We start from the raw sequence: 26415 nt of genomic DNA, 5'->3' as shown, positions 1-26415 counted from the left end.
ATAGGAAGCAACAACATGCGCATAGCGATTCTGTCTCGAAATGAAAACTTGTACTCCACTCGTCGCCTTAAAGAAGCGGGGGAATTACGCGGTCACCAAGTGGATGTGATTGACACACTTCATTGCTACATGGATATCACCAGTAGTAACCCAACCGTGCGTTACAATGGTGAAGTGCTGCCAGCTTACGATGCCATCATCCCACGGATAGGTGCGTCGATTACCTTTTATGGTACTGCTGTGGTGCGCCAGTTTGAGATGATGGGAACGTTTTGCGTTAATGAATCGGTGGCGATTAGCCGATCGCGTGACAAGTTGCGCTCGTTGCAGTTGTTGTCTCGCAAGGGCATTGGTTTGCCACGCACCGGTTTTGCTAGCAAGCCTGACAAAATTCAGGACGTCATCAAGAATGTTGGTGGCGCGCCTTTAGTGATTAAGCTGCTTGAAGGCACTCAAGGCATTGGTGTGGTGTTAGCCGAAACCAATAAAGCGGCTGAGAGCGTGATGGAAGCTTTCATGGGCTTGAAAGCCAATATTCTAGTGCAGGAATTTATTAAAGAAGCCGGTGGTGCCGATATCCGTTGTTTTGTGGTTGGCGGCAAGGTTGTGGCGGCAATGAAGCGGCAGGCGGCAGAAGGAGAGTTTCGCTCAAATTTGCACCGTGGCGGCAGTGCGCAATTGGTCAAGCTCAGCAAAGAAGAACGTGCTACAGCGATTAATGCAGCAAAAGCCATGGGCTTGAATTTGTGTGGCGTGGATATTTTGCAATCCAGCCGCGGGCCTGTGGTGATGGAAGTGAATTCGTCACCGGGTTTAGAAGGCATTGAGAATGCAACCGGTAAAGATGTGGCAGGTTTGGTCTACGAGTTTATTGAAAAAAACGCCAAGCCAAACGCTACACGCACTAAGGGTAAAGGTTAATGGCAACGCCACTGATGATCGCTGGTGTCGAGATTTTACCGGGCGAGCGCAAGCAGCTAAAACTGCCCGTCGCTCGCTTGTATACCGACACTCAAATGTCGATACCCGTGCATGTAACACGGGCGCGTAAAGATGGTCCTACGGTATTTGTCAGTGCCGCAGTGCATGGTGATGAACTCAATGGTATTGAGATCATTCGTCGCTTGATTGCTCATGATGTCAAGTTGACCAAAGGCACCTTGATTTTGGTGCCTATGGTCAATGTTTATGGAGTATTGAACCAAAGCCGTTATATGCCCGATCGCCGCGATTTGAACCGCTGTTTTCCCGGCTCTACAAAGGGCTCGTTAGCAGGGCGCTTGGCGCATACGTTTCTAAACGAAATTGTTCAACATTGCGATTACGGTATTGACTTGCACACGGGAGCTATCCATCGCTCTAACCTGCCACAGGTTCGGGCAGACTTGGATGACGAGCAAACCCGAGCATTGGCCGAATCATTTGGCGTGCCTGTGCTGTTAAACGCCAACTTGCGCGATGGCTCATTGCGTGAGGCAGCTGTTCAGCGCGGTACTCGGATATTACTGTATGAAGCAGGGCAGGCGTTGCGATTCGATGAGCTGTCGATTCAAAATGGCTTTAAAGGCACGCTTAACGTGTTGTCGGCGCTGGGCATGATTCGCAAACGTCGGGCCAAGCGGCGGATTGAGCCCTTTGTCGCCAACCGCAGTGATTGGATGCGCGCGACGGCTAGTGGCTTTGTGCAGGAGTTCGTTACCCTGGGGTCGCTGGTGGAGAAGAACGAAGTCCTAGCATCGATCAATAGTCCGTTGGGCGATGTTATTGATCAAGTGCGCTCAAGTCGTTCGGGCATTGTCATTGGCAAACAAAACATCCCGTTGGTGCAAGAGGGTGATGCCATGTATCACATTGCCTACTTTGGTGATGCGGCGGATGATGTGGCAGAACACATTGAGCGTATGCAAGATCAAGTGGATCCGGTTTTGCTGACTGAAGTGACAGAAGGTCAAGTGTAGAGACCTATAGGTGAATAAATGAGTCGATTACTGATTGGTAATTTGGAGCTTTGCAGCTTGCCTGAGCTTGGTATTCGCGATCTGGAAGTGCGTATCGACACCGGCGCCAAAACGTCATCGCTGCACGTTGATAACTTGCAGCGGATACAAAAAAATGGCCGCCCTTATGTGCGTTTTGATCTCCATCCCGATGTCTACCACTTGGATCAAACGGTGAACTGTGAAGCGCCGCTGCACGATTCCAGACGGATTAAGTCGTCTAATGGCGAAGCCGAGCAGCGCTGTGTGATTAAAACCATGTTCGCGATTGGCAACGAACAGTGGCCCATTGAAATCACCCTAACTAATCGTCAAGACATGAGTTACCTGATGCTGCTTGGCCGTGAAGCCATGGGTAGCCGGGTCTACGTTGATCCTTCATCAACCTTTTTGCTCAATAGCGAAGCATAAGTACCTAGCCCGCTGTGACCATCAGAGCGGGCTGTCACCCAACGCATTGCTGATTATTGGCGAATCAATCGAGTATCAGAGAGGGCTTTCCGGTTAAATTAATGACCGGATGACTCCGCTCAGCAATGCCACCTTCCAAGACTGATTCTTTTCCAACCTCGGAGCCGTCCATATCATTCGTTAGGTGTTGTTAGGCGATGGGACAACCGAACACTATGAATTTGAATCATTAATACTATCCTTAAATAGTTTTCAAAAACTCAGGTTTAGAGAGGCATCTATGGTTAAAGCGGGTGGTTGTCAGTGTGGAAAGGTTCGCTACGAAGTAACTGGTGAACCAATGAATCAAATGTTTTGTTATTGCTCCGATTGCCAAAAGCGCACAGGTGGCGATAAATGGTTTGGTGTTTGGTACTCGTACGATAACTTCAAGTTCACAGGCGCAGAGACGAAGACGTTCACTCGTAAAGGGAGTTCAGGCGAAGATGTTCACAATCACTATTGCCCAGATTGCGGTGTAACGGTATGCGCAGACATCACCATAGGTAAGTTCTTCACTATCAATGGCCCATCATTTGACACAGGCGATCATTTAGCTCCCAAGATGGCAATTTTCACCGCATCTGCGCCGAAATGGGCTGTTTTACCATCAAATATTCCGAACTTTGAAACGTTCCCATCTAGCTAAGTGGAAGCTCTGAACACATTTAGTGATGTCTACGTGCTTCTGCTGAGATTCAGCATTGCTACCATTATTCGATTAAAAAACCCCATTGCTATTCTCAATATTGCCGCCGCTAACCAACGAATAAAATCGCATAAAGGTATCAAGAGCTTGAATTGAGTCCCAATGCTCTACGATTTTTCCGTTTTCGATCCGCCAAGTATCAATAATGTTCATCCCTTTTTGATCATTACCTCGGTCATCTTTCTTTAGCGTGGCATGGGAATGAAAAATAACGTAATCGCCGTCAACATAGATGTGTTTGACGTCATAGGTGTAATCAGGGTAATCCTCAACAAACTCGCTTAAAAAACTCACTAAACCTGTGATTTTATCGGGCAGGTTCCGGTTGTGCTGAACATACGAGCTATCGTTATACTGCGCCAATATGTAATCGAAGTTATGGTTGTTCATTAGGTTTTGAACAAAATCAGTAACTAAGGCGGCGTTTGCGAGTTCTTGCTGTGTCCAGCCGGGTTTCTGAAGTGATTCTAGGTTAATAACCAACTTGTCTGAATTTTGCGCAAAAGCACTAGTGCTTGCCAAAATTAGCAGCGTCGATGTAATGATTTTCAACATAAGTTGTTCCGTTTGATGTAGCTTGCAACATGTAAGTATCAATTGTGCATCATGGTATTTATTAGTAACTTGCATTACAAGAAGGCACTATAAAGTTATCTAGGCACATTTTGGTAACCCACAAATAGAAGTTTGCAAGAGGCCTACTACGTGGCGAAATCTATAAGAAAAACGAAGACGGTCAGCACAGAGAGCACTAAAAAGCGGGTGTTTCATAATAGCGATGATTGCCCCATTCGTAATGTGGTTGCCCAGATCGGCGACAAATGGTCAGTACTTATTTTGTTTGCCCTTGTCGAAGGTGCTGATAGGTTTAACTCCCTTAAATCCAGAGTGGTAGGAATCTCTCAGCGTATGCTTACACAAACCCTGCGTGATCTGGAGCGAGAAGGGTATGTAAATAGAACTGTCTATCCCGAAGTACCAGTAAAGGTGGAGTACGAGCTGACAAGCATGGGAAGGGATATAGTCAAACCCCTATATCAATTAGTTTCCTGGGCGGAAACTCACCATGGCGAGATCAAACGTTCACGAAAGGCCTACGATGAGAGAAACTAATTTTACCAAGAATATCGGCTTGAAATCAGTGAGACATCAACACGCACATAACAAGTCGAGCAAGCGGAAGGTCGTAATTGGCGGCCCTTCTTAAAGCGTTTTGCCCATTAACAGGGCTCAATACATGGAACGTAACATTATGAAAAAATTAACAACATTGTCTGCTTCACTGTGTTTATTAGCTTCTTGCTCTACTGTCGAGCCAGCTAATGATTATTCGCAGTTGAGTGTCGAAGATGGCTTGCTTCAGACCGAACAGTGGTCTGGCTTGGAACGCTTTCCTGCTCGATACCCGGAAAAGGCCGCAATGAATGGCGAGGAAGGTTGTGCCACGGTTGAATACGTCATATCACCCGCAAATGAAGTGACCAATGTTCAAATAATTGCAGCATCAAATAGACACTTCGGAAAATCTGCAAAAGCCGTTGTTGAAAACTGGAAGTGGTCATCGTTAGCCAAGGGCCTTACTAGCACGCCAGTGAAAACGCAGACTCGTTTCGACTTTTGTTTTGAAAGCGCTGACAGTCAATGCCGTCCCACATTCACCGCATATGATTGCCCAGGTTCGGATGTTGTATTGTCAAAAGGCATTAAATTTGGCTAAACGCGTGGTTATATCATAAAGCTACATGGTCCTTTGGTGAGGTATCTGTTTGTGAAGTTGAAAGTCCTTATTGGGCTTGGTGCCTTGTCTGCGTTAACGCTGATGAAGATGATAGGTGGAGAGCTCAAACCTTTTGTTAGTGATGGCTGCAGTGCATTCCCTGATGGAACACTTGAACAAAATGAGCTTTGGCTTAGTTGTTGTGTTGCACACGATTTTGCGTATTGGAAAGGCGGGACGTATTCGGAGCGTGAAAATGCTGACTTAGCATTGAAGGAGTGTGTTGCTTCTGTTGGAGAAGAAGAAATCGCTGTTTTGATGCTTGCCGGTGTAAGAGTTGGTGGCTCGCCTTTTTTTCCAACCACTTTTCGTTGGGGATATGGTTGGCCCTATCCCAAATTTTATGGTGAACTGACAGCTGAGGAAGTAAAACAGATTAATCAGCAACTTGATGTATCGGGACGTCACCAAGGCATCAAGTCTAGTCCGTGAAGAGTAGAGCTCCGTGGGGCTTCTGGTTGCTTTGGTATCCCAGCTAAGATTTGAAATTGGAGCCTCCGTTGAAGATTGAACTAGCGACAATGCCAGCTCACGCAGACCTTGAAACAATCAGCCAAGGTATTCAAAGTTACAATCAGCTGCATCTGCCGGATGAAGTTGTCTTTGAGCCGGATACCAAGTTTGCCGTTTTTGTTCGCAATAATCACAACGAGGTGGTAGGCGGTGTTCGAGCAACCGCGTTTTGGAATTATTGTATTGTTGAGTTGTTGTGGTTGTCAGAAGAAACTCGTGGCAGCGGAGTAGGCTCAAAGTTAATGGCTCAAGTGGAGTCCTATGCAAAATCAAAAGGCTTCCAATACATACGAGCTGAGACATTAGATTTTCAAGCCAAAGGCTTTTATGAAAAGCTTGGGTACAAGGTGTTTGGTCAGTTACCTGATTATCCCAAGGGTCATACAACGTATTGTTTAGCTAAAGATTTATGACGCCAATCTATGCCAGATAAGGATTCTATATGGACTTAGAACAACGTGTTGGCAGTTTCTATACTGCTGGTGTTGGCTTGCTCACTTCACTGATTTGTTTTGCTTTGTTATCTCTTCTCGGTTTTGTCGTGTACCAAGCATATGGACGCTTCTCTGCCGACATATTGATGTTTTGCACTGCAATTGCGCTGCTTGCAGCGTGGTTTGGAAAATTGAGCTATCAACTTCTTGGTTGCTCAACAAAACAAGATGCTTACTTACTTTCTCCATTTTCAATGCTATGCATATTTTTAATGGTTGGAGGCGGTGTAGTGGCGAGCATTTTTTACTCGCTCTCAGCTGGCAATATAGAAAATGGCGTGTTGGGCATATTGATTTTCATATTGCTTTTTCCTGCAGCGAACTACTGTTGGAAATCAGCAAAGAAAAATGCTGCTCGTCAGTAGTCCGTCGGATGCAATACCGTGTTGCCCAAATCCTCATAGCGTAAGCTATCTGGTGAGGGCCAACACTCCAAGCCGATTTAATCCTTGCGTGGCTCATCGGTGACTAAGTCAGCTGGCGGGTTGAATAGAAAATCAGGTAACTTCATCTTGTAGCCATCAGGTAGCAGTTTGGCTTGTTCTGCATCGTCAATGTAAAGCTGCTTGCGCTGCAAAACATTAGCCTGTGCCAGCATGGCTTGAATGATCTCTGAGTGATAAAGCTTGGCTTGATAGCTGCCATCTGCCATGGCCATTTTCATGCCCTGCTCAATGAGTGCTTTTAGCTCAGGCTGATCGGCGGCAACGTAAAAGTAGAGCACCAACGGATAGACCAGCAATATGTTCTGTTCCACCGTCAGCCCCATGTCCTCGCGAATGGCTAAATCGAGCCACGGCTCGTGTGCTCCCAGTGGCATGTAATCAAATCGTTTGGTGACCAGCATTTTCCAAAGTGCTTCGTTTTTGGCTGCGGTAACCACTGCAAAGCCTGCTCGTTTGAGGATCTGGGTGTCGCCCCAGAATGCGCCTTGGCCTACTTTTAACTGTTTCAGCGGTTCGATTGAGTAGATGTTGTCGAAACGCGACTGTTCCCCCTGGCGAATCACGAACAGTCGAAATCCGGTCAACCCCATAAAAATCGGCTGCTTAACGGGCTCAACATATTCATCGGCGCTGAACCCAGCGCTTGCCCAATGGACGCTGAGCACGCCCTTGTTAACCAGAGCAGCCTTGCGTCCGTCGGTGACAAAGATAGGTAAGGGCTGATAGCAAACGTCGGTGCTGGTTTTACTCAGAGCGAGTTTTAGCAGTGATAACACCAGTTCACTTTTGCGAGTTTCTAATTTGGGGTGGGTGATGGTGAGTTCACAAGCAACACTGATGCTCGGTGTAGATACCAGCAGTAGGATGACGGCAAGATAACGTGTGTCCTTAACGAATTGCTTCCACCCCATGAATTGCTGCCCTGCTAACTAAAACATTTCCAGTATAGTTAATGACGGTCAAACCTCTTGATCAACTTCAAGTTTAGTGGCTGTTGTCGCTTGCCGTTGTTGCTGGTTGTTTGAGAAATTCAGGCAAGCGCATGTCATAACCCGGCGGCAGCAAATCGAATAACTGAGCATCGTCAATTCGGATTTGGCGGCGCTCAGTAATGTTGGCATGAGTCAGTAACGACTGGATCATTTCAGATTGATAGAGCAGTTGCTGATAACTGCCATCGGCCAGCGCCATACGCATGCCATCAGCGATCAGTTGACCAAGCTGATGGTGTTCTGGACTCACGTAGAAGTACAGCACTGATGGATAGACCAACAACAAGTTGCGCTCGACAGCGAGGTTTAGCTCTGGGCGCAGCGCGATGTCCTTCCATGGTTCGTGAGCGCCAAGTGCGATGTAATCAAAGCGCTTGGAGGCCAACATCTTCCAAAGTCGGCGCGCTTGAGTTGAGGTGACAACTTGAAAGCCGGCCCGTTCAAGGATTTGGGTATCGCCCCAAAACAATCCTTGGCCAACCTTCATCGCTTTAAGCCCCTTGGCATTAGTAATTTGGTCAAAGCGATGTTGTTCGCCATTACGGATCACTAACAAGCGAAAACCGGTCAGGCCGAGGAAAATCGGCTGTTTTATTGGATCAGCATAAGTGTCTGCACTGGAGCCTGCGCTAGCCCATTGTACGCTGAGTTGATTGGAGCCAATCAATGCCGATTTTCGGGCCTCTGTCACCACCAACTCCATTTGTTGATAGCAAAAAGAAGTATCGGTTTTACTTAGCGCCAGTTTCAGCAACGAAAACACCAGCTGGTCTTTGCTTGATTCTAGTGGTGGGTGTGTCACCTGTTGTTCGCAGGCGAAAAGCGGCGCAGGGACGTTCAGCAGGCAAATAATGACGAAACAAAAAACTGCCGGAGCCTGATAAAACTTCATACCCATTGAGCCCAATGTTGATTGAGTGATCGAAGCGGCTACGGCTTCTTTGATATTGGCGACAGACTAGCATTGCCACCGTTAAAAATCAGTAGCGCTTCGACACTAATTCACTATCGATGATCATCAAGGGCGCTGAACTCCTTCGGCTCAGACTGAGTTGTCATCAATGGTTGCAGATCTTTTCTGCGGCGGTATTAAAGCCTTGCTCAGATTCAACAAACTTACCGCGAGCGGCGAGGAACTCAATCAGTTGGTCGGCATTCATATCGCTGGCACTGCAGGTGTGGAACTTAGCCGTAGCGCCAAATTTTTGTTCGATCGCTTGTTTCAAGGTGGCGCGGGTAAATTGCTGCTCTGAGTCGAGCATCATGTGCATTACCTCGTGGCCGTGAATGGAATCAGTCATTGTTGTGCTCCGGATGCATTAATGAGTTTGCAGTGTGACCAATGTCTCACCACAAAATGCTGATCTATCTCAAGACAAGCAAAAGATGCTGTTACTTAACTGACGGCAGTCACTTAATTTCTGCAGCAAATTAACATTTGGTGGTGTTTTTCAACTCAGTAAAAAATGTTTATAAATCAGTATATTTGTTGCTCAATTTTCGCAATTCTGTAAATAAATTACGTTATTTGTGGCGGTTTTGCCGCCAAAATGGCGAAAAAACGGCTTTTTTTATGTGGGCTCGCGGACTTTATGAAATTTGCAAAAAAACGATGTAATTAAGGTTCAGATCAAGTTTCGTTTGGTGGAACCCAGTAAGCTTTTCAACGCTTAACAGCCCTCTAATAAGTGGCACAAATTTATAACAAGTACGTAAGGGTAGAATAAATGTCTGATTCTGGAGAATTGGGTTACGCGGATCGACGCCGACCGGCGGCATCTTTTGACAGCCGCGAAGACTTTCTCAATCACGAGCTGGAAATTACTAATGTAAAGCGTTGGGGTATTAACCTGCCATTTCGCGACTTCGGTATTGAAGTTGAAGATTGGGTGCCAGCGCTGGCAGCAACGATCGGTAAGATCGTGATGGTGACAGCCATGGTGGCAGCATTTGCTGCGCAGTATGGTTTGTCTCCTGAATTCATTGCTGAAAACGTCCGTTTTGAACTACTGATTGCCGGTGCACTGTTTGTCGTGCTGTTTTCTGCCATTTTAAATCCGGCGGCTAACTTGGCCGGTACTCATGGCCCTATGATTCCGCTCATCCCGCTCATTGCGTTGGCCGGTGGTCACCCGCTGGCACTTGGTGTGATGGTTGGTGTGTTCGGCTTGTTATTGAGTTTCTCCAAAGGTGGCTCGCGGTTGGTCAACGCCACCGGTGAAGGGGTCCGAGGGGGCTTGCTGATTTATCTTGGTGCCGTGGGTACCATCAGCCAAATCAGCAAACTAGGTAGCTGGGCGGCAAGCATTGAAATGAGTGCAGTGTCGTTTGGCGTTATTGTTGTCACCATTATTCTTTATGCTTATCTGGCGCGGATCCAAAAGCGTTGGTTGGCAATTCCTTTGTGTTCTGCAATTGCCGGTATTGTTGCGTTTGCCATGGGGGCGCCGTTTGAGTTCGTTACCGAGCCAGGTCTGCCTAACATGAACCCATTCTACTGGTGGGGTGAGGACACAGGTTGGCAGCTCGGTTGGCCAAGCTTGCAACACTACATTGCGGTCATTCCTTTCGCTGTACTGGCTGTTGCCATGTGGTCTCCTGATGTATTGGGCCACCGCGTATTCCAAGAGCTGAACTACCCGCCAAAAGCGAAAAAAGTATTGATGAACGCTGACGATACCATGGCGGTTGCTTCGATTCGCCAAATCGTTGGTGCTGGTTTGGGTGGCGGTAACTTGGCGTCTTCTTGGGGTACTTACATGATCCCTGCGGCGATTGCTAAGCGGCCAATTCCTGGTGGCGCAATCCTTACTGGTTTGCTCTGTATTCTGGCTGGTATCTTCGGTTACCCGATGGATTTGGCAATGTGGGAGCCAGTATTACGCGTTGCCCTGTTGGTTGGTGTATTCCTGCCATTGCTTGAAGCTGGTATGCAAATGGTTAAGGATTCAAAGAATTCGCAAAGCGCCGGTATTTGTATCTTCTCTTGTGCCTTTGTTAACCCTGTATTCGGTTGGGCGTTGACCATGCTGCTCGATAATCTCGGTTTGATTGGTGACAAAGAGCGTCCAAAGCAGCTGTCTAAGCTTGATGGCTTGTGGTTGCCGCTTATCGCCTTTGTGGTCTGTGTAGGCTCACTGGCATTGGTTGGTCAGTTACCGGGCATCCCTGCGCTGCTGTAATAGTTCCAGAGAGGCTCAATGGACTGAACTCTCACACCTCAACACCGCCCGAACGTAAGTTGACGGTTTATGATTAAGCCAGTGTTCCTCCAACGCTGGCTTTTTTGCCGGAGTGAGATTGGCGGTTGTCCACTGCATCGAATAAATGGCTGATGATGGCGATTAACGATTTCGGCTAAAATTTGTGTCGCAATGGGTTTCGGATATGAGTGGCCAAAAAAGTAAGTGCACCAGCCAGTGTTGATATAGGCCGGTTAGTTGAGGCGCTAAGTGCTGTTGATTATTCCTCAGCGGCCTTATCTACGATGAGCACCTCGATTTCATTCTCTTCGAAACAAGCGAGCAACTCTGGATCTGCACCAGAGTCGGTGATGAGCACATCAACCTCGGCCAGTGAGCAAACCACAAAATTACTGCGAGTGCCGAGTTTGGAGCTATCGGCAAGAATGACTAGCTTTTCTGCCTGCTTGTGAAGTTTTTGCTCTGAGCGGATCAGCAGCGGGTCTGATTCCATCACACCAAACTTGCCAATACCCGGGGTACCCATAAACATCATCGAAGCAAAATAGTTTTCCGTACTATCTTTTTCGTATGAGCTGAGAATGATACCTTGCTCGCGGTAGATTTCGCCGCCAGGTAACGTAATTTGGTGGTCGGTATTTTCGGTCAGGTAGTTCGCCAATACAAACGAGTTGGTAAGAATGTTCAAATGAACGCCCGACAAAAATTCACCCATCATGTAGGTTGAGCTACCACCATTAATGATGACGGAGTCACCATCTTGGCATAACTCAGCAGCCCTTTGAGCAATCAAACGCTTGGTCTCAGAGTTCTTCTCTTTGTCAACGAAGAAAGGAGAGCTTAAGATATGCTTGTTTTTGGCGTCCTTGTTGATTGACTCTGCACCGCCTCTGATTTTCTTAATCTCGCCACTCATTGACAGTTTTCTAATGTCTCTGCGAATAGTGGCTTCAGAAGCGTTCAGCTTTTCGGTCAAATCCTTAACACTTGCAAATTGTTGCTGGTCAAGAATGTTCTTGATGAGTTGTTGCCTATGTTTTTCCAGCATGTCTAGCTCTTAATTACTTGTTGAAGTATCTAGGTTTAACGCGTTGATATTCTGGGAATATTAGCACAATTAGATAAACTCTACATAGGTTGCTGTAACAAGTCAAAGTGAAACTTTTCCGTCTCAATTAATTAATAGTTGGCTCTACAAATGCAAGAGTCGCTGTTTACGCCTGCCTGATTAAATAGTGTGATTTGTTAGTCGATTGCCATTGGCAAGCAAAAAATTGCATGATGTCGCCAATTGCCGCAAACATGTGTTTTTGCTGTGCTGACAATTCAGAGTCTTTGCTTGAGGTGCGATAAATAAACAAAAGATTACAATTTTTTGTCCAGCATTCTTTCCCTGTAGTTTTAAAAACCAAGCAGAGAATTTTAACAATGCCCCCTTTTAGCCTTAACTGGCGCCTTTGTTGTTAATGCCGTTAGTGCATACATATTTGCTACCCGGTGCTCGTTTTTGGTCGTTAATCTGAGTACTCTGGTGGCAGCAAAACATCTAAGCACCTGAACAAGGAATATTAGTGCTCACCCTGTACCCCTCCAATCGTCTGGAAATTCTCTCGCAACTATTGCAAGCCGTGCTTAGCTACCGACGCAGTGGCACCTTAGACGCCGATGTTATTCTGGTTGAAAGTCAGGGGATGCAGCATTGGCTCAACATGGAATTGGCGCAACATCAGGGCGTTGCAATGAACCTAGAGTTCCCCATGCCATCGCGTTTTATCTGGGACACTGCGCGAATCGTATTGGGTGATTCAGTACCCCGGCAGTCGTTGTTTCGCCGCGAGGTGATGGTTTGGAAGCTTGAGCAGTTGCTGGCGGATGAGGCGACGATTGCTGCGCCACAGTGTGCGCCACTATTACAGTACTGGCAGGATAGCGATAGTAGCCAAGGTCAGCTTAAACGTTATCAGCTAGCCGCTAAGGTCGCCGACTTATTCGAGCAATACTTAATCTACCGCAGTGATTGGTTGCAACAATGGCAACAAGGAACTGTGGCTGACGATGCAGATGAACAGTGGCAGGCCTATTTATGGCAAGCATTATTGGCCGATGCTCCGGAGCATCCGGCTGCGTTGCAGCAACGAGCCATCGCTGAAATAGAGTCAAATTTTGAGGCGTATGCGGCGCGTTTACCTAAACAGATTAGTTTATTCGCGATTAATGCCATGGCGCCGCAATCGTTGCAGTTTTTTCAAGTGTTGGCGCAACATATTGACGTTCACTTATTTCACCTTAATCCTTGTGTCGATTTCTGGGGCGAACTTCAGTCCGACAAGAGCCAGGCCAAAGCCATTCGACAACAGCAGTATCAGCAATGGTTAGACGCAGGCCAGAGTAACCCGCTGCTGGCCAATTTAGGCCAACAAGGCAAAGACCTATTCAACGGCTTGCAGCAGCTCGGGGTACAAGAAATTGCAGCTTTTAACGACGCAACGCGTGACGTTGATAACACTCCAGAGAACGATTCGCTGCTCGCTTGCGTCCAACGCGACATCCTCAATCTATCCGACGCCCGAGAGCGACCCCGCGCCCAAGCTGAGACTGATGATTCCATTGTTTTTCATTCCTGCCACAGTGCCTTGCGGGAAATTCAGGCGCTACATGATCAGTTGCTGCATTTGTTCAATGCCGATCCGGCGCTAGTGCCCAGTGATGTGCTGGTGATGTGCCCACGAATTGAAGATTATGCGCCTTATGTTGATGCGGTATTTCGCAAGCCTTGGGAGCACGATGAAGTGGGCCAAGCACCACGTTTGCCGTGTTCAATTGCAGACCGAACTTTGTTGGATTCGGAGCCGATGGTCAATGCGCTGCTTAATATACTGCAACTGCCCGATAGCCGTTTCGAAGTGAACCAGATCCTTGAGTATTTGCGAGTGCCATCACTACAGCGTCGATTTGGCTTGATTGATAGTGAGTTGGAGACGATTGAGTATTGGTTGCAGCAGGCCTGTATTCACTGGGGGCTCAATCAACAGCACCAACAACAAATCGCCGGAGCAAGCTATCAGCTCGGCACCTACAGTTGGCAATGGGGTCTGACTCGCTTGCTACAGGGGTTTGCATCGGGGCAGGATTTGATGGTCGATGATGTTCAGTGGTTACCGATAGTTGATGGTCAACAAGGTGTGTTACTTGGCCGATTAATGCAAATACTTGAACAATTGCAGTGGCTTGGTAAACAGTTACAGCAACCACGTAGCGCTGAACAATGGCGTCACTTTATTGAACAAAGCCTTACTGAATTGTTTGATGAGCAGGAAGATGAGCAATACGTCATTGACCACATTCATCAAGTACTTGCTGAGTTTGTCGGTGCCTGTGAACAATCCGATTATCAGGGCGATATTGAACTGAGTGTGTTCCAACATTACCTCAGCCATCACTTTTCCCAGCCGGATACCGGCAACCACTTCATGACTGGACAAGTGACATTTTGTTCGATGGTACCGATGCGCAGTATTCCGTTTAAAGTGATTGCAATCTTAGGTCTCAATGATGGCGTATTCCCGCGTCAGAGTAATCCGCTAAGCTTCGATTTGATGGCGCGTCATGGACGCAGGCAGGGCGATCGATCACGCCGTGGCGATGATCGTTACTTGTTTCTGGAAGCTTTGATCTCGGCGCGACAACACTTGATTTTGAGTTATCAAGGGCGTGATTCGAAAGATAACAACGAACGCCAACCGAGTTTGGTATTGGCCGAGTTAATGGATTACCTGACATATGGTTATGGCTGGCAGTTTGAACGTGATGTCAAGCAACAGCCTTTGCATCCATTTAGCGCGCGTTTGTATCAGCCCGCGGCGCATCAAACTGGCAGTTTTGAGGCCGGGTGGATGCGGCTTGCACAACACATTGAGCCAAAGCAACGTCAACTTGTTATTGACACTGAAAGGCAGCCGGCAGAGCCGGTGACTGCAACAGATTTGATTCAATGTTTGATTCACCCGTTGCGCTATTTGGCACGTCAGCGACTGCAACTGTATCTAGACATCGAGCAACGGCCGTTGTCTGATTCAGAGCCGTTTGCCGTTGATGCCTTGATGCGCTTTGATGCTACCCAGCGTTTGCTACAAGCACAGTTGGCAGAACAGTCCGTTTCGGCGGTAAAGCAGGCCCTTCGTGGTTCCGGCCAACTGCCCAACACACCGCTGATTGATCGCGAGCTTGACCAATGGAGTGATCGTGCTTGTCATTTAGCCGCAGCCATAACTGACATTGGAATGGCACCGCTAGCCCAGTACTCTGTTCGGCTAGGTGATATTGAGATCAGCGCCGATTTGCATTGGCAACAGCAACAGCAGGGCATCATCTGCTATCACCCAGGCAGCGATAGTGCAGGCCAACTGGTGAAACTGTGGATTCATCATTTACTGGCCTCATCTGTTGCCACACAGCCGCTTCGCAGTGTTGGTTTATATCTTGATTCAAAAACGGATCAGGTGATTTGCCACCAAATACCAGCAGCAATAGCGCCTGAACAAGCGGCGCAGCTGCTACACCAGTTATTGGAGGCAAGAGCACAAGTGCTGAGTCAGCCATTACCGCTGTTTTGTCGGCTGGCACAAGGTATATGGCAATCGCAACCACTCCAGCCACTGGACGACAAACTGGCCGATGGCAGTGTCAGCAAAGCGTGGCGAGATTGCGTTGAATCAAAACCATTTGCGCCACTACCTGGACTTGATCAAGACCCATATTTTCAATGGTTTTATCAGCATGAACATCATTACCCGGTGCCTTCTCGCGAGGTATTGGCTCTGATGGAAACCATTTATCAGCCAATGTATCAGGCTTTACTTGGCGGCCAAGGAGCGTCGTTATGAACGACTCAGAGCAACGCCAAGCAGAGCTAGCCGAATCGGCGCCATTGGTCTCACAGCACCTGCCACTATTTGGTCGTCATTTAATTGAAGCCAGCGCTGGCACCGGAAAGACCTACAATATCACTCGACTTTATTTGCGCTTGCTACTTGAGCGTGAATTGTCAGTTCAGCAAATTCTGGTGATGACGTTTACCCGTGCCGCAACAGAAGAGTTGCGTGGCCGTATTGCCGAAACCTTAAGGGCAACGCTGGGTCAATGGGGGCAACTTGGTGTCAACGATCCATTTTTTGCTGAATTAGAACAGCGTTGTGATGGTGATAAGGTGCGCTCGTTGTTGCAAGCTGCACTGCTTGAAATGGATGAAGCCGCCATTTATACCATTCATGGTTTTTGCAATCGCGTACTGTCACAACAAGCATTCGAAAGTGCCTTACCGTTTGAAGTCACCATGGAAGCGGATGTCAGTCAGTTACAGCTGCAAGCGGTGCAAGATTGGTTGCGGCAAGTTAGCCGCAGTGACGGTGACTATGCATTCTTGGCGGGGCAAGGTTGGCATCAGCCGGAATCATTTATTCAGGCGTTTGGCCGCGAACTGAACGGTGAACATGAACTAGTCAATGGCTTGGCCGCCTATGTTGATGGTGGTTCCTTGGCTTTGCTCAAAGCGGAGTTTGAGCAACAGCAAGCGAGTGTGGTGACACTGCTAAAACAGCACCAAGAACAACTTTTGGCTGATTTACTTGAGCAGCATAGCGACTTGATTGCCTGTTGGTCGCAGCTGTTAACCGGCATCGCTGGCGATGTTGAGCATTACCCAGTTAAGCTGGCTACTACCTTCGCTACTTTCAATAAATATCGTGCCAAAGGCACAGCGGTTAAGCCGATATTGCAGCAGTTAAAACAGCTTACTGCTGCAGCCAAGGCGCTAACCAGTGACCTGAAAAAACAGCAACAAGCGTGTACCTATGAGTTGGTCATAGCAGGCATCAAAGGCATTCGCCAGGCCATTGCTGCCAGCAAAAAACGCTTGGCACTGCTCGACTATGATGACCTGATTCAGCGCTTGCATCAGAACCTAATAGCCGCCCCCAGCGGGGCCTTGAGTCAACAGCTGCAGCAACAATACCCCGTCGCTTTAGTCGATGAATTTCAGGACACCGATGCCGCTCAGTATCGGATTTTCGATGTCCTTTACCCGACGCAACGAAGCGATGCGCTGCTGCTGATGATCGGCGATCCAAAACAAGCTATTTATGGCTTTCGCGGCGGTGATATTTTTACCTATTTGGAAGCGCGTAGAGCAGCAAACTACCGCTGGCATATGGATACAAATTGGCGCTCGGTTAGCGGCATGGTGAACAGTTACAACCGACTTTTTTGGGGAGCTGATTTAACGTCTGATGCAACCGATGTGTTCGGATTTGGTATTCGTTATGAGCAGATAAACTCAACGCCCCATGCCGCTGCGGTGAAACGTCCATTGTTCGACCCTAACCGTAGCGAAGCAATGCAGTTTGTTTGGCTTGCCGAAGATCAAGCCCCGGCCGCTGGCGCCGATGGATTACAACTGGGGTTAGCCAAATGGTGTGCAACCGAGGCAAAGCGTTTGCTGGTCCAAGCCAAATTGGGAGAGCTGCCTCTGCAGCCACAAGATATTGCGCTATTGGTGCGTTCCGGGCGAGAAGCGACATTTGTCCGCGAAGCACTCGCAGATGTTGGCCTTGATGCGGTGTTCGTCAGTAATCGACAAAAGTTGTTTGACAGCCCAGAAGCAGCGGAACTCAATCACGCACTACAGGGCATTTGGTACTGTCAGAACAATCGTCAGTTGATTCGAGCATTGGCGTCGCCGCTGTTAGCATTCGATGGCCAAGCGTTGGTTGATTTCCAACAAGCTGAATTTGAAGCTGAATTTGAACAAGCTCGGGCTTTGGTGTTTGAGCTGCGGCAAATCTGGCAGCAAAAAGGCATCATGGCGTTGATGCTGCGATTGCTTCAGCAGCACTATCAACCGCCGAACGCTCGTCACGAGCGGGCAACCACCAACATGCTGCACTTAGCGGAAATTCTGCAACAGCGTGCTCGTGAGTATAAGCAGCCGCAACAGCTGCTCAATTGGTTACAGCGCCAACTGGTACTCGAAAGTGCCGATGATGATTACCTGCTGCGTCTAGAGAGTGACAACGCCTTAATTCGGATTGTCACTCAGCATGGTTCAAAGGGCCTGGAATACCCAGTGGTGTTTGTGCCATTTGCTGCTAAGTATCAAGATCCGGCTAAATTTGGTAGTCGCTACATCGAAGTCTACCGCTATCAGGATCCTGCTTCGAGTCGCTCGGTGTGTCAGTTAGGCCAATCTGATGTCGCCCTGCAGCAAGTCCGCCATGAGGGGCACGCTGAAGCCATGCGCTTGCTGTATGTCGCTATTACTCGTGCCGAGCACCGCTGCTACCTCGGAGTTGCGCCATTTCGCGATGGTCACCAATCGGCGTTAGGCCGCGCTATGGCAATGGCTAAAAAGGCAGATTGGTCGAATGAGATTGCGGCTATCACGACGGTAGATGGCAACAGCAGTGGCTTGATAGCGGCAAGTGATGATTTTGACTTTGCTGGCCCCGCCGAGCGAACAGAGCTTGCCACGGACCTCAAAGCAGCTAGTTTTAATCGCGCCATTGCCGACGATTGGCGTCTGACGTCATTTTCGGCAATTACTCGCCATGCCCATCAGGTACGGCTGGATCACAAGGAGCATGGTGATCAGCAAGGTATCGAGCTCAATCAACCAGAGCCAGCTGCACCAATTGAGTTGCGTTTTACCTTAAAGAAGGGCGCTGCTGCGGGTAACTTGCTGCATGACATTTTGGAACACCTTGATTTTACTGATCCCCAATGGCCAAACGCGATAGCCGGGCCGGCTCAGCGTTTTGGTCACCTGCAAGAGGACCAACATGCGCCGCTAGTTGATTGGTTACAAGCAGTGCTTGATGCTCCGATGCCAGATCTGTACGACAATCAGTCGTGCTTTCGTCTCTCTCACCTTAATTGGTCGGCCACGCTCCGCGAAAGCGAATTTTACTTTCCCATTGCCAACTTGCACAAACGCCAGCTGGCTGCGATTCTGGCGCAACATCGAGGTCAGCATCAACTCGTTGTGTTACCCGGCGATGAGCAGCTATCGGGTATGATGCACGGCTTTATCGATTTGATTTTTGAGCATCAGGGCCGCTTTTATGTCGCGGACTACAAAAGCACACACATGGGTAATGACTTCGCTGATTATGGCTGGCAGCAGCTGAACAGTAACAACCAGGCCCATTACTACGATTTACAATACCTGCTCTATAGTTTGGCGCTGCACCGATACTTACAAGTACGATTGCCGGATTACTCGCCGAGAGAGCATCTAGGAGGGGTTTATTACTTGTATTTGCGTGGCATGACCGATCAGCCTAAACAAGCCGATACACCTCATCCAGGTATTTATCACCGGCAACTCGACATTGATTTGATACTGCAATTAGACCAATTGTTTGCCAATACTCAGGCGGTGATAAAATGAGCTACGCCAACTCGAACAGCTGTCAGCAGCGGTTAGCAGGGATCGAAGCGATTGATTATTTCCTTGTTCAGCAATGGCAAACACAACTGGGTGGCCACCTTGATGAGCTGACGTTTCACTTATTGCTAGCAACCTGCTGGTCGCAGCGGCAGGGCCATAATTGCCTTGATGTCGACTGGCTGGCAACACAAACTCTTTGGCAACATCCAGAGCAAGATGAGTCGGGCTTTAGCTTTCCTGCTATCGATTCGTTGCAGGCATCGTTACGGGCGCTGGCTGACAAACTTCATCAAGGTGTGCCTATTGTGATCAGCGGCCAGCACATCTACCTGCAACGGTTGTGGCAGTGTGAAATTAATATCGCAAAGCAGTTAGCGAATCGAGCATCGAGGCAGCAGGTATCGGCTGAGTCACAACGGCGGCTAAGCGACCATTGGCAGGCCCTGTTCGGAGCGACCAAAGGCGATGATATTGATTGGCAACAAGTTGCGGTGGCTAATGCCTTGGGCCGCCCCTTAAGCGTTATTTCAGGTGGCCCTGGTACCGGTAAAACCTATACTGTGACACGTTTGTTAGCCGCTCTGATTATCGCCGAGCCGAGCCCGGTCCGAATCTTGATGACCGCTCCAACTGGCAAGGCTGCGCAACGATTGAGTGAGTCAATCGCGGCGGCCAAATCACAGTTAATCGAGCAGGGCCTAAGTGGTGATTTGCTGGCGGCTATACCGCAGCAGGCTGCTACCTTACATCGGCTACTGGGATATCGCCCTGATCGAGTAGGCCTCAAGTACCATGCGGAACATCAGTTACCATGCGATATCTTATTGGTTGACGAGGTATCAATGGTTGATACCGCGATGATGGCGCGTTTACTCGATGCGTTGCCGAGCAACGCTAAACTGGTTTTACTGGGCGACGTCGATCAGCTGCCTTCAGTAGATGCCGGCTGTGTGCTGGCCGATATCACTTGCCGTCAAAACTCAGGTTACTTGTCATCATCGGCGCGGCTAATCGCAGCCATCAGCAAGCAAGAAGTTCCGGTGGCTGATGACACCATGTTCGATTACCAAACCATGCTGCAAAAGAGCCATCGTTTTGCTGGTGACATCGGTCAGATCGCCCAGTTGGTGATTCAGTGTCAAGGCAATCAGAGCTGGCAACTGTTAGCGCGCAGCCAACCAACGAATGACCAACAGCAGCAGCTGGCTTTTGATAATCAAGTGCAGCTCGTCGCTGATGATGATTGGCAAACGTGGTTGCGCCAAGCGGTGATCAGCCAATACAGCGCCATTTTCAATGCTCGGTCGTTGACCGACGCTTTTGCCGCGCTTGCATCATTTCGGCTATTGGTTGCTACCCGTGTTGGTGAACGTGGCGTCGAGCAACTCAATCAACGCATTGAACAACTTTTAGCGCAACACTTGAATCAGGCCAATATGCCATCCGATCGACAAATCAAGCCGGGTCTTAACTATCGCGGTAAAGCCATTATGGTGACCGAGAATGACTACGGCATCGAGTTGTTCAATGGTGATGTGGGATTGATATGGCCCGATGAGCAAGGTCGTTTAATGGCTTGGTTTGACGAACAAAGCGATGGTCAACTCGGCTTCCGACGCGTCAGTTTATCGCGCTTACCGCCAGTTGAGCCGGTTTACGCCATGACCATCCATAAAACCCAAGGGTCAGAATTTGGCCATGTGGCGGTTTTGCTACCGCAACAGCGTCACCAACTGTTAAGCCCGGAGCTACTATATACGGGGATCACTCGGGCCAAAAAACGGCTAACCATTTGTGCCAACCAAGAGGTTTGGCGGCATGCATTGGCACAACGAATTGTGCGCTTTTCGGGGTTAAAATCCCGCATTGAGGAATTTCTCGACTAGGCTTTAGTTTCAATTGGTTAGGCTGATTGAATGAGTCAGCTAACTGGTCGGTAAATTTAAAGCCAAGGATGCAATATGTTGCGCCAATTTCTCGCTGTTATTTGTTTCTTGCCTGCGGTAGCGCTCGCTAATATCAGCGATTTTATTGCCCAGAATCTTAATGATGATCTCCCCGCTGAAACCTTGCAATTGCCAAGGTTCAGCGATCATTACAGTCATTTAGTGAATTTTTATGAATTCCGAGATTACCAACCCATTTGGTATATCAATGGCGAACTGAGCGAGCAAGCTCAACAATTACTGCAAGCATTAAAGCAGGCCAGTTACAACGGCTTACGCCCAGAAGACTATTTTGCCGATATCATTGACATGATTGCTGCTCAGCCAAGTCATGGTGAGCTGTCCAAATCTCGTGCTGAATTGCTGCTCAGCCTTGGCTTTTTGCAGTATGTCGCTGATGTCAAAGTCGGCAGAACACCACCCACGGCTCACCATCAAGGGATCCCGGAGCTTGTTGAACTTGACGACCCAGGACAGCTACTGCAACGAATTTCTGATGGTGAAGATCCGGTAGCCATCTTGGCTCAGGCCGAGCCACCAAGCTCCCTGTATCAACGGCTTAAAAAAGCCATGATTACCATCGTTAATAACAGGTTGGATACCGAGCAATGGTTGCCGGTACCTAGCGGTAAAACCCTGCACCCTGGTGATCAAATCACAACTGTGCTGTACCAATCGATAGCTGAGCGCCTTGCTGAATTAGTGCCAGCTGCAGAGCCGATGACGTTCGCTGGCACTTATGATCAAGCCATGGTGGCCAATATCAAAAGGTTTCAGCTGCTTAATGGACTGGGGCAGGATGGCGTCATTGGCAAACGGACGTACGAAGCGCTCAACAAAGACTGGTTTGCGCGCGAGCAGCAGATGATTGCTACCATGGAGCGACTACGGTGGTTGCCTCGTGAGATTGTCGATACCCGTTATATTCTGGTCAATGTGCCGTCATTCACCATGTATGGCATTGAGGCTGATTCACAAGGAGAGCAGCAGTTAACCTTTGAGTCGGATGTGATTGTCGGCAAAAGTTATCGCCGTTACCGGACCCCGCTTTTCGTCGCAGATATGACCTATATGGTGTTCAATCCCTATTGGAACGTGCCAAATAGTATCTTGCGGCGAGAGTATATCCCTCATGTCGATAAGCCGGGATTTTTCGAGGAACACAATTTTCAACTGGTGAAGTACTTTTCCAAAACAGCTGAAGTGTTCCCGCCCACGCCAGAAAATATTGCCGCATTGAAGCGGGGGGAGTTTTTGCTACGCCAATCCAATGGCCCGCACAACGCCCTTGGTGAGGCTAAGTTTATTTTTCCCAATTCGAATAACGTTTACCTGCATGGCACACCAGCGAAAAGTCTATTCGCCAAAGAGCGCAGAGATTTCAGCCATGGCTGCATTCGGGTCGGTGATGTACCTGGGTTAGCCAATTGGGTATTGAACCCTGAAGGCTGGGATGCGGCTGCCATTGATGAGGAGTTTGCCGCTGATGGGGCAAAAGTTGTCTCGCTTAAAACAGCCATTACCGTGGGTATTATTTACCTCACAGCGATTGTCGATGATGAAGATAATTTGATTTTCCACAATGATATCTATGGCCACGATGCTCGACTCTTGAAAGAGTTAGGAATGACTTCTGAGCAAATTATGCTGCCAGCGGTTGAACGCGCTTTGCAATAGCCAAGGGGTAGATATCACCAATCGGGGCAGCTAGTCTGCCCCTTTTTTGTGTCTTTGAATCAGAGGCTTGGTACGACTAACGATGCGTCGCAGTGGCTTTGGCAAAGCTGCCCCTGCACGGCGAATCTTTTCATTGAGGTTTGGGTAACGCTGACGACAATCACGAATGTAATGTCGGACTGTGTCGTTACTATGAATCAATAGAGCAAGGCCGCTAATAGTCATCGCCAGACCAATAGGCACAGGCATGGGGATCAGTATCAGGCCAACGACAAGCAATACGCCGCCAGTTACCGACAGAATCATCCGCTTCATATCATCTAAAGCTTGCATTGAGACCAAGTGTCAAAATTCAAAGAGCATAATTAACCATGATTTAATGACAGTTCCATGGCATTAGAACAAATAATAGTCGCTAATTGGCTTTGGTTTGTGAGCCCAACCGAAAGTGCTGACCGGGGTGAGTGAGGCGGGTATAGCTGACCACTCCTAACGCGGTCCAACTGCGGCACGTCAGCTGCAAACACGCTTGCGGTGGATTGAGTTTCAAATAGTGCAAAGTTTGCCGATCGGCGAGTACCGCTTCAACTAATTGATCGGCTTCGGTCAGCGGTAAGATCTGACTTAAATATTCATGTGGTGTGGTTGTGCTGAAGTCTTGCTCAATAAAGCCCGGTACTAGTCGTGCATTGACATAGCGAGCTTCAAGTTGGATCGGTAACTCATCTTGGTAATGAACGATGGCGGCGAAAAACACCGGGCTACCTATTGGCAAACTCAGAGCGATGGACACCTCTTGATCTGATTCTCGCGATTCCAAGGTGATTAATTCAGTACGATGTTTCTGACCACGTTGAGTGATTTCTTGCTCAATGTTTTGCACTTGCACTAATGAGCTTTGGTTCTTGAATGGTGCAACGAAACTGCCTAAGCCTTTGGTCCGCAGCAGGACCCCTTCGTCAGCCAACTCTTGCAATGCTCGCCGAGCTGTCATCCTGCTGACTTTAAATTGAGTTGCCAATTCGTTTTCTGATGGCACTCGATGATGTTCTGGCCAGCGGCCAGATGCAATTTCATTGAACAAAAACTGTTTGATACTGTGGTACTTAGCAGCAGGCATGGATGTGGATTATTGGGCTTAGCGAAACGAATGTCAGGCGCCAATGGTGGCACATTCTATGGTGATTCGCCATGCTATTTTGATGAACTTGATTGGGGTGTTCGGAGCTGTAAATGGCGCTAAAAACTCAAATGAAGTAATTGTTGGGCTTGCCCTGAGAGGTACATTTTCTTGAGCTCTGCTTCTAATGCCAGTAAGTCACTATCGGTCGTTTCCAGATTGCACGCCATAAAGCTCATGCTGGTGTAAAAACTTAAACTCGGTGATAACTTCGCCATGTTGGCAGTTTTACTCGCTTGGCGGATCGATTGCGTATCAGCAACCCAAAAATCGATGCGGCTGTGTTTCAACATTTGTAAGCCTTGTTCGATGCTGTTGGTTTGATCGATGCTAAAGCCGTTCTGCGACAAGTATTCGGCAACTGCTGAACCGGCGTAGGCGCCGATCTTGTAAGATTTAGCGTCGTTTAGTGTGACCAGTTTATGGTGTAGTTCAGGGTGGCCATAGAGCCCATAGCGATTGATCGATATGGGCCCAATCCAACGAAAGCTGGCCTCCCTTTGTTGGGTGCGGATCACCGGGAAGGTGCAGTAATTTTGCTTTTGTGCAGCTTGATAAATCGCGCGGCGGAGTGGTTGCTCAACGAACTGATAGGGCACTCCCGCTTGCAGGAACAACGGCTTGATCAGTTCGATGGCATGTCCCGAGGGCTGCGCTTGACCCTTGATTGCAATCAGCGGAGGGTAGTCATAGATCAGTAACTTGATCGTCGCAGCAACCGGTAGAGCCACTAACAGTAAGCACACCACTAACGCTACTCTTGCCATAACAGCAATGCCTCTTGATATGACAGCGTCTTCGGGACGGCCGGCTTGCTATCTGCTGGCCAAGGCGCGCCGTGGCGCTCTAGCCAGTGGCTCGCTGCTTGAGGTGGATTGAGCCTTGGCGGACATCGCATATCGTCATGCTTTAGCTTATCGAGCCGTTGGTCGATGTCGTTCGCTAATTGCGTCATTGTTTCTTTGACACTTTGGTGGCCGCTCACAGCACGGCCGATATGCCGCCACCAAGCATCAGACAATGCAGCATAGTTGGCGACACTCAAACCCGTTGGAGTCCAATAATCTCGCGCTTTGCTGCGGTAAAACTCTAATAATCCCCCCCACTTATGGGCATTGTCTATTAAGTACGTTGATGACAGATCCGATTGTCGAATCGGCGTGTAGCCGTTAAGAAACTTTTCCATTGATACGGTTTTAGAAACAACGAATTGGGCATAAAGCCATGCAGCGGCTGCGCGACGTTTGGGCGTTGAGCGCAAAAATGTCCAACCACTAATGTCTTGATAGCCCGATTTCATGCCCGAGCGCCAATATTTGCCTCGTGGACTAGGGGCAACGCGCCAAACCGGCATGTCATTGTGGCTGAGCAACTCTTCATTGAGTAGGTTGGGGATAAATGCGGTGTACCAAAATACCTGTTGGGCAATACTTCCTCTAGCGAGATATTCCGATGAATTAGAAAAGGTTAGGTATCGGGCTTCAGCGGGGGCGTATTTCAATAGCCAGCTGATATAGGTTTCAACTGCATAAACTGCCGCTGGGCTGTCCAATGCACCGCCTCTGGTTACCGATGCGCCAACTGGATGACAGTGTTCGACTCTGATGCCCCAATCACCAACACCCTGTTGCGTGTTGTAGGGTTTATCATTGCTGAATGTTAAGTCATTGGCACCAGCAAGACTCAACCACGAATCGGAAATACGCCAGCCCAAAGAAGGATCAAAATGACCGTAGTCCATGTGCCCCCACACTTGCTTACCATCGATTTCTTTAACGATATTGGTAAAAAAGTTGGCGATATCCTCATACGCTGCCCAATTCTGTGGCACCCCCAATGGATAGCCAAAGTGGGATTGAAAGCGTTGCTTTAGCTGAGGATCGGTGAACCAGTCATGTCGGTACCAATAGAGATTGGCAAATTGTTGAGTTGGTAGTTGATATAACTTGCCGTCAATGCCAGTGACGTGAGACAGGCCAATAAAGTCGTCAAGTGCCAACGTTGGCAATGTAATATTGCGCCACTCGCCTGATATCATGTCAGAAATTGCCAGCGTTTGCCGGTAACGCGAATGACTACCAATAAAATCACTGTCATTGACATATCCATCATAGATGTTAATGCCGAGGTCCATTTGAACCTGCAGCTTTCTCACCACATCATCTTCTTGGGTCACTTCGTGAACGACGTGAATACCGGTGATGTCATAGAAGGCTCGCGCTAATACTTCGGATTCATATCGATGAGTAGGAATATCTTCTGACACAACATGAATCGTCAGATCGCGATAGGGCACAGCAGCATGTTGAAACCACTGTAACTCTTGCCGTTGCGCGGATTTGGCCAAAGTGGAATGAATAAACTCTTGCGCTAACCATCGTTCGATGGCTTGTGATGAAAACGAATCAGCTACTGAGGGCGTCGGCACGATAGCTAGGGCGACGAATAACAACTCGGGGCGCCACAAGCATCTTGTGTCCATTCGAATCTCCCTCTCGTCAGCTGATCTGTTTATTACTTTAGGCCACTTCAGCAGGGATGGGGATGATGGAACTGGTTAAACGTGCGGTTTGTTGACTTAGAGTTAT

Annotated in this window: 23 protein-coding genes; 14 read left to right on the top strand and 9 right to left on the bottom strand. The window is 48.4% G+C overall.

What is annotated here, in order from left to right; translation table 11 throughout:
• Positions 1–15: 15 nt before the first annotated feature.
• The 4 genes from rimK (at position 16) to CBE68_RS04150 (ending at position 3096) form a co-directional block, all read left to right on the top strand.
• A complete protein-coding gene (gene rimK, locus CBE68_RS04165; RefSeq protein ID WP_087504905.1) occupies positions 16–921 on the top strand; it encodes a 30S ribosomal protein S6--L-glutamate ligase in 906 nt (301 codons plus the stop codon).
• Positions 921–1958 (top strand): succinylglutamate desuccinylase/aspartoacylase family protein, encoded by a 1038-nt coding sequence (locus CBE68_RS04160; RefSeq protein ID WP_087504801.1) that lies wholly within the window; start codon positions 921–923, stop codon positions 1956–1958. Before rimK ends, CBE68_RS04160 begins: the two co-directional genes overlap by 1 nt.
• Positions 1959–1976: 18 nt before the next feature.
• Positions 1977–2408, top strand: coding sequence for an ATP-dependent zinc protease family protein (locus CBE68_RS04155; RefSeq protein ID WP_087504800.1), 432 nt, complete (start codon positions 1977–1979; stop codon positions 2406–2408).
• 280 nt (positions 2409–2688) lie between these two features.
• A complete protein-coding gene (locus CBE68_RS04150) occupies positions 2689–3096 on the top strand; it encodes a GFA family protein (protein ID WP_087504799.1) in 408 nt (135 codons plus the stop codon).
• A 72-nt stretch (positions 3097–3168) separates the two neighbouring features.
• Here the strand turns inward: CBE68_RS04150 and CBE68_RS04145 are convergent, their stop codons facing one another.
• A complete protein-coding gene (locus CBE68_RS04145) occupies positions 3169–3711 on the bottom strand; it encodes a nuclear transport factor 2 family protein (RefSeq protein ID WP_087504798.1) in 543 nt (180 codons plus the stop codon).
• 150 nt (positions 3712–3861) lie between these two features.
• Here CBE68_RS04145 and CBE68_RS04140 point away from each other — a divergent pair, with 150 nt between their 5' ends.
• The 5 genes from CBE68_RS04140 (at position 3862) to CBE68_RS04120 (ending at position 6305) form a co-directional block, all read left to right on the top strand.
• The gene (locus tag CBE68_RS04140) at positions 3862–4269 is read left to right on the top strand and encodes a winged helix-turn-helix transcriptional regulator (protein ID WP_229744633.1); all 408 of its coding nucleotides are present in this window, start codon (positions 3862–3864) and stop codon (positions 4267–4269) included.
• A gap of 139 nt (positions 4270–4408) precedes the next feature.
• Positions 4409–4873: an energy transducer TonB gene (locus CBE68_RS04135; protein ID WP_158100490.1), complete on the top strand. Its 465-nt coding sequence runs from the start codon at positions 4409–4411 to the stop codon at positions 4871–4873.
• A gap of 102 nt (positions 4874–4975) precedes the next feature.
• A complete protein-coding gene (locus CBE68_RS04130; RefSeq protein ID WP_087504796.1) occupies positions 4976–5365 on the top strand; it encodes a hypothetical protein in 390 nt (129 codons plus the stop codon).
• Between the two features lie 68 nt (positions 5366–5433).
• Positions 5434–5859 (top strand): GNAT family N-acetyltransferase, encoded by a 426-nt coding sequence (locus CBE68_RS04125; protein ID WP_087504903.1) that lies wholly within the window; start codon positions 5434–5436, stop codon positions 5857–5859.
• A 29-nt stretch (positions 5860–5888) separates the two neighbouring features.
• A complete protein-coding gene (locus CBE68_RS04120) occupies positions 5889–6305 on the top strand; it encodes a hypothetical protein (protein WP_087504795.1) in 417 nt (138 codons plus the stop codon).
• A 77-nt stretch (positions 6306–6382) separates the two neighbouring features.
• Here CBE68_RS04120 and CBE68_RS04115 read toward each other — a convergent pair whose 3' ends face one another.
• The 3 genes from CBE68_RS04115 to CBE68_RS04105 form a co-directional block, all read right to left on the bottom strand.
• On the bottom strand, positions 6383–7297 hold the full coding sequence (locus tag CBE68_RS04115) for a type 2 periplasmic-binding domain-containing protein (RefSeq protein WP_087504794.1): 915 nt from the start codon (positions 7295–7297) through the stop codon (positions 6383–6385).
• 73 nt (positions 7298–7370) lie between these two features.
• Positions 7371–8270, bottom strand: a complete 900-nt coding sequence (locus CBE68_RS04110) for a diguanylate cyclase (RefSeq protein WP_143824483.1) — start codon at positions 8268–8270, stop codon at positions 7371–7373.
• Positions 8271–8436: 166 nt separating this feature from the next.
• The gene (locus CBE68_RS04105) at positions 8437–8679 is read right to left on the bottom strand and encodes a YecH family metal-binding protein (protein WP_087504792.1); all 243 of its coding nucleotides are present in this window, start codon (positions 8677–8679) and stop codon (positions 8437–8439) included.
• Between the two features lie 426 nt (positions 8680–9105).
• Here CBE68_RS04105 and CBE68_RS04100 point away from each other — a divergent pair, with 426 nt between their 5' ends.
• Positions 9106–10560, top strand: coding sequence for a DUF3360 family protein (locus tag CBE68_RS04100; protein ID WP_087504791.1), 1455 nt, complete (start codon positions 9106–9108; stop codon positions 10558–10560).
• 280 nt (positions 10561–10840) lie between these two features.
• Here the strand turns inward: CBE68_RS04100 and CBE68_RS04095 are convergent, their stop codons facing one another.
• Positions 10841–11629 (bottom strand): DeoR/GlpR family DNA-binding transcription regulator, encoded by a 789-nt coding sequence (locus CBE68_RS04095; RefSeq protein WP_087504790.1) that lies wholly within the window; start codon positions 11627–11629, stop codon positions 10841–10843.
• Positions 11630–12152: 523 nt separating this feature from the next.
• Here CBE68_RS04095 and recC point away from each other — a divergent pair.
• The 4 genes from recC (at position 12153) to CBE68_RS04075 (ending at position 22647) form a co-directional block, all read left to right on the top strand.
• Entirely contained in the window at positions 12153–15464 is a 3312-nt protein-coding gene (gene recC / locus CBE68_RS04090) for an exodeoxyribonuclease V subunit gamma (RefSeq protein WP_158100489.1), read from the top strand.
• On the top strand, positions 15461–19024 hold the full coding sequence (gene recB, locus CBE68_RS04085; RefSeq protein WP_087504788.1) for an exodeoxyribonuclease V subunit beta: 3564 nt from the start codon (positions 15461–15463) through the stop codon (positions 19022–19024). The genes recC and recB overlap by 4 nt, the downstream gene beginning before the upstream one ends.
• A complete protein-coding gene (gene recD, locus CBE68_RS04080; RefSeq protein WP_087504787.1) occupies positions 19021–20910 on the top strand; it encodes an exodeoxyribonuclease V subunit alpha in 1890 nt (629 codons plus the stop codon). Before recB ends, recD begins: the two co-directional genes overlap by 4 nt.
• Before the next feature lie 75 nt (positions 20911–20985).
• Positions 20986–22647, top strand: coding sequence for a L,D-transpeptidase family protein (locus tag CBE68_RS04075; RefSeq protein WP_087504786.1), 1662 nt, complete (start codon positions 20986–20988; stop codon positions 22645–22647).
• 30 nt (positions 22648–22677) lie between these two features.
• On the opposite strand, the gene CBE68_RS04070 is transcribed toward CBE68_RS04075, so the two are convergent.
• The 4 genes from CBE68_RS04070 to CBE68_RS04055 form a co-directional block, all read right to left on the bottom strand.
• Positions 22678–22980, bottom strand: coding sequence for a PGPGW domain-containing protein (locus CBE68_RS04070; RefSeq protein WP_087504785.1), 303 nt, complete (start codon positions 22978–22980; stop codon positions 22678–22680).
• An 82-nt stretch (positions 22981–23062) separates the two neighbouring features.
• Positions 23063–23767: a histidine utilization repressor gene (hutC, locus tag CBE68_RS04065; protein WP_087504784.1), complete on the bottom strand. Its 705-nt coding sequence runs from the start codon at positions 23765–23767 to the stop codon at positions 23063–23065.
• 119 nt (positions 23768–23886) lie between these two features.
• Positions 23887–24594 carry a substrate-binding periplasmic protein gene (locus tag CBE68_RS04060; RefSeq protein WP_087504783.1) on the bottom strand — a complete coding sequence of 236 codons (708 nt, stop codon included), beginning with the start codon at positions 24592–24594 and terminating at the stop codon, positions 23887–23889.
• Positions 24582–26309 (bottom strand): ABC transporter substrate-binding protein, encoded by a 1728-nt coding sequence (locus tag CBE68_RS04055; protein ID WP_087504782.1) that lies wholly within the window; start codon positions 26307–26309, stop codon positions 24582–24584. The genes CBE68_RS04060 and CBE68_RS04055 overlap by 13 nt, the downstream gene beginning before the upstream one ends.
• Positions 26310–26415 lie beyond the last annotated feature (106 nt).

This window comes from Neiella marina (assembly GCF_002165625.1).
Classification (GTDB): Bacteria; Pseudomonadota; Gammaproteobacteria; order Enterobacterales; family Neiellaceae; genus Neiella; species Neiella marina.
Note: the sequence above shows the minus strand (reverse complement) of the source record. Positions and strands in the feature narration are given on the sequence as shown.

What these genes read in the sequence shown, in the direction of transcription:
- CBE68_RS04110 (WP_143824483.1), bottom strand. Translation starts at nt 8,270, where the DNA reads ATGAAGTTTTATCAGGCTCCGGCAGTTTTTTGTTTCGTCATTATTTGC.
- CBE68_RS04105 (WP_087504792.1), bottom strand. Translation starts at nt 8,679, where the DNA reads ATGACTGATTCCATTCACGGCCACGAGGTAATGCACATGATGCTCGAC.
- CBE68_RS04070 (WP_087504785.1), bottom strand. Translation starts at nt 22,980, where the DNA reads ATGCAAGCTTTAGATGATATGAAGCGGATGATTCTGTCGGTAACTGGC.
- CBE68_RS04055 (WP_087504782.1), bottom strand. Translation starts at nt 26,309, where the DNA reads ATGGACACAAGATGCTTGTGGCGCCCCGAGTTGTTATTCGTCGCCCTA.
- recB (WP_087504788.1), top strand. Translation starts at nt 15,461, where the DNA reads ATGAACGACTCAGAGCAACGCCAAGCAGAGCTAGCCGAATCGGCGCCA.
- CBE68_RS04135 (WP_158100490.1), top strand. Translation starts at nt 4,409, where the DNA reads ATGAAAAAATTAACAACATTGTCTGCTTCACTGTGTTTATTAGCTTCT.
- hutC (WP_087504784.1), bottom strand. Translation starts at nt 23,767, where the DNA reads ATGCCTGCTGCTAAGTACCACAGTATCAAACAGTTTTTGTTCAATGAA.
- CBE68_RS04100 (WP_087504791.1), top strand. Translation starts at nt 9,106, where the DNA reads ATGTCTGATTCTGGAGAATTGGGTTACGCGGATCGACGCCGACCGGCG.
- recD (WP_087504787.1), top strand. Translation starts at nt 19,021, where the DNA reads ATGAGCTACGCCAACTCGAACAGCTGTCAGCAGCGGTTAGCAGGGATC.
- CBE68_RS04160 (WP_087504801.1), top strand. Translation starts at nt 921, where the DNA reads ATGGCAACGCCACTGATGATCGCTGGTGTCGAGATTTTACCGGGCGAG.
- CBE68_RS04115 (WP_087504794.1), bottom strand. Translation starts at nt 7,297, where the DNA reads ATGGGGTGGAAGCAATTCGTTAAGGACACACGTTATCTTGCCGTCATC.
- CBE68_RS04060 (WP_087504783.1), bottom strand. Translation starts at nt 24,594, where the DNA reads ATGGCAAGAGTAGCGTTAGTGGTGTGCTTACTGTTAGTGGCTCTACCG.
- CBE68_RS04150 (WP_087504799.1), top strand. Translation starts at nt 2,689, where the DNA reads ATGGTTAAAGCGGGTGGTTGTCAGTGTGGAAAGGTTCGCTACGAAGTA.
- rimK (WP_087504905.1), top strand. Translation starts at nt 16, where the DNA reads ATGCGCATAGCGATTCTGTCTCGAAATGAAAACTTGTACTCCACTCGT.
- CBE68_RS04120 (WP_087504795.1), top strand. Translation starts at nt 5,889, where the DNA reads ATGGACTTAGAACAACGTGTTGGCAGTTTCTATACTGCTGGTGTTGGC.
- CBE68_RS04095 (WP_087504790.1), bottom strand. Translation starts at nt 11,629, where the DNA reads ATGCTGGAAAAACATAGGCAACAACTCATCAAGAACATTCTTGACCAG.
- CBE68_RS04075 (WP_087504786.1), top strand. Translation starts at nt 20,986, where the DNA reads ATGTTGCGCCAATTTCTCGCTGTTATTTGTTTCTTGCCTGCGGTAGCG.
- CBE68_RS04130 (WP_087504796.1), top strand. Translation starts at nt 4,976, where the DNA reads ATGAAGATGATAGGTGGAGAGCTCAAACCTTTTGTTAGTGATGGCTGC.
- CBE68_RS04145 (WP_087504798.1), bottom strand. Translation starts at nt 3,711, where the DNA reads ATGTTGAAAATCATTACATCGACGCTGCTAATTTTGGCAAGCACTAGT.
- CBE68_RS04155 (WP_087504800.1), top strand. Translation starts at nt 1,977, where the DNA reads ATGAGTCGATTACTGATTGGTAATTTGGAGCTTTGCAGCTTGCCTGAG.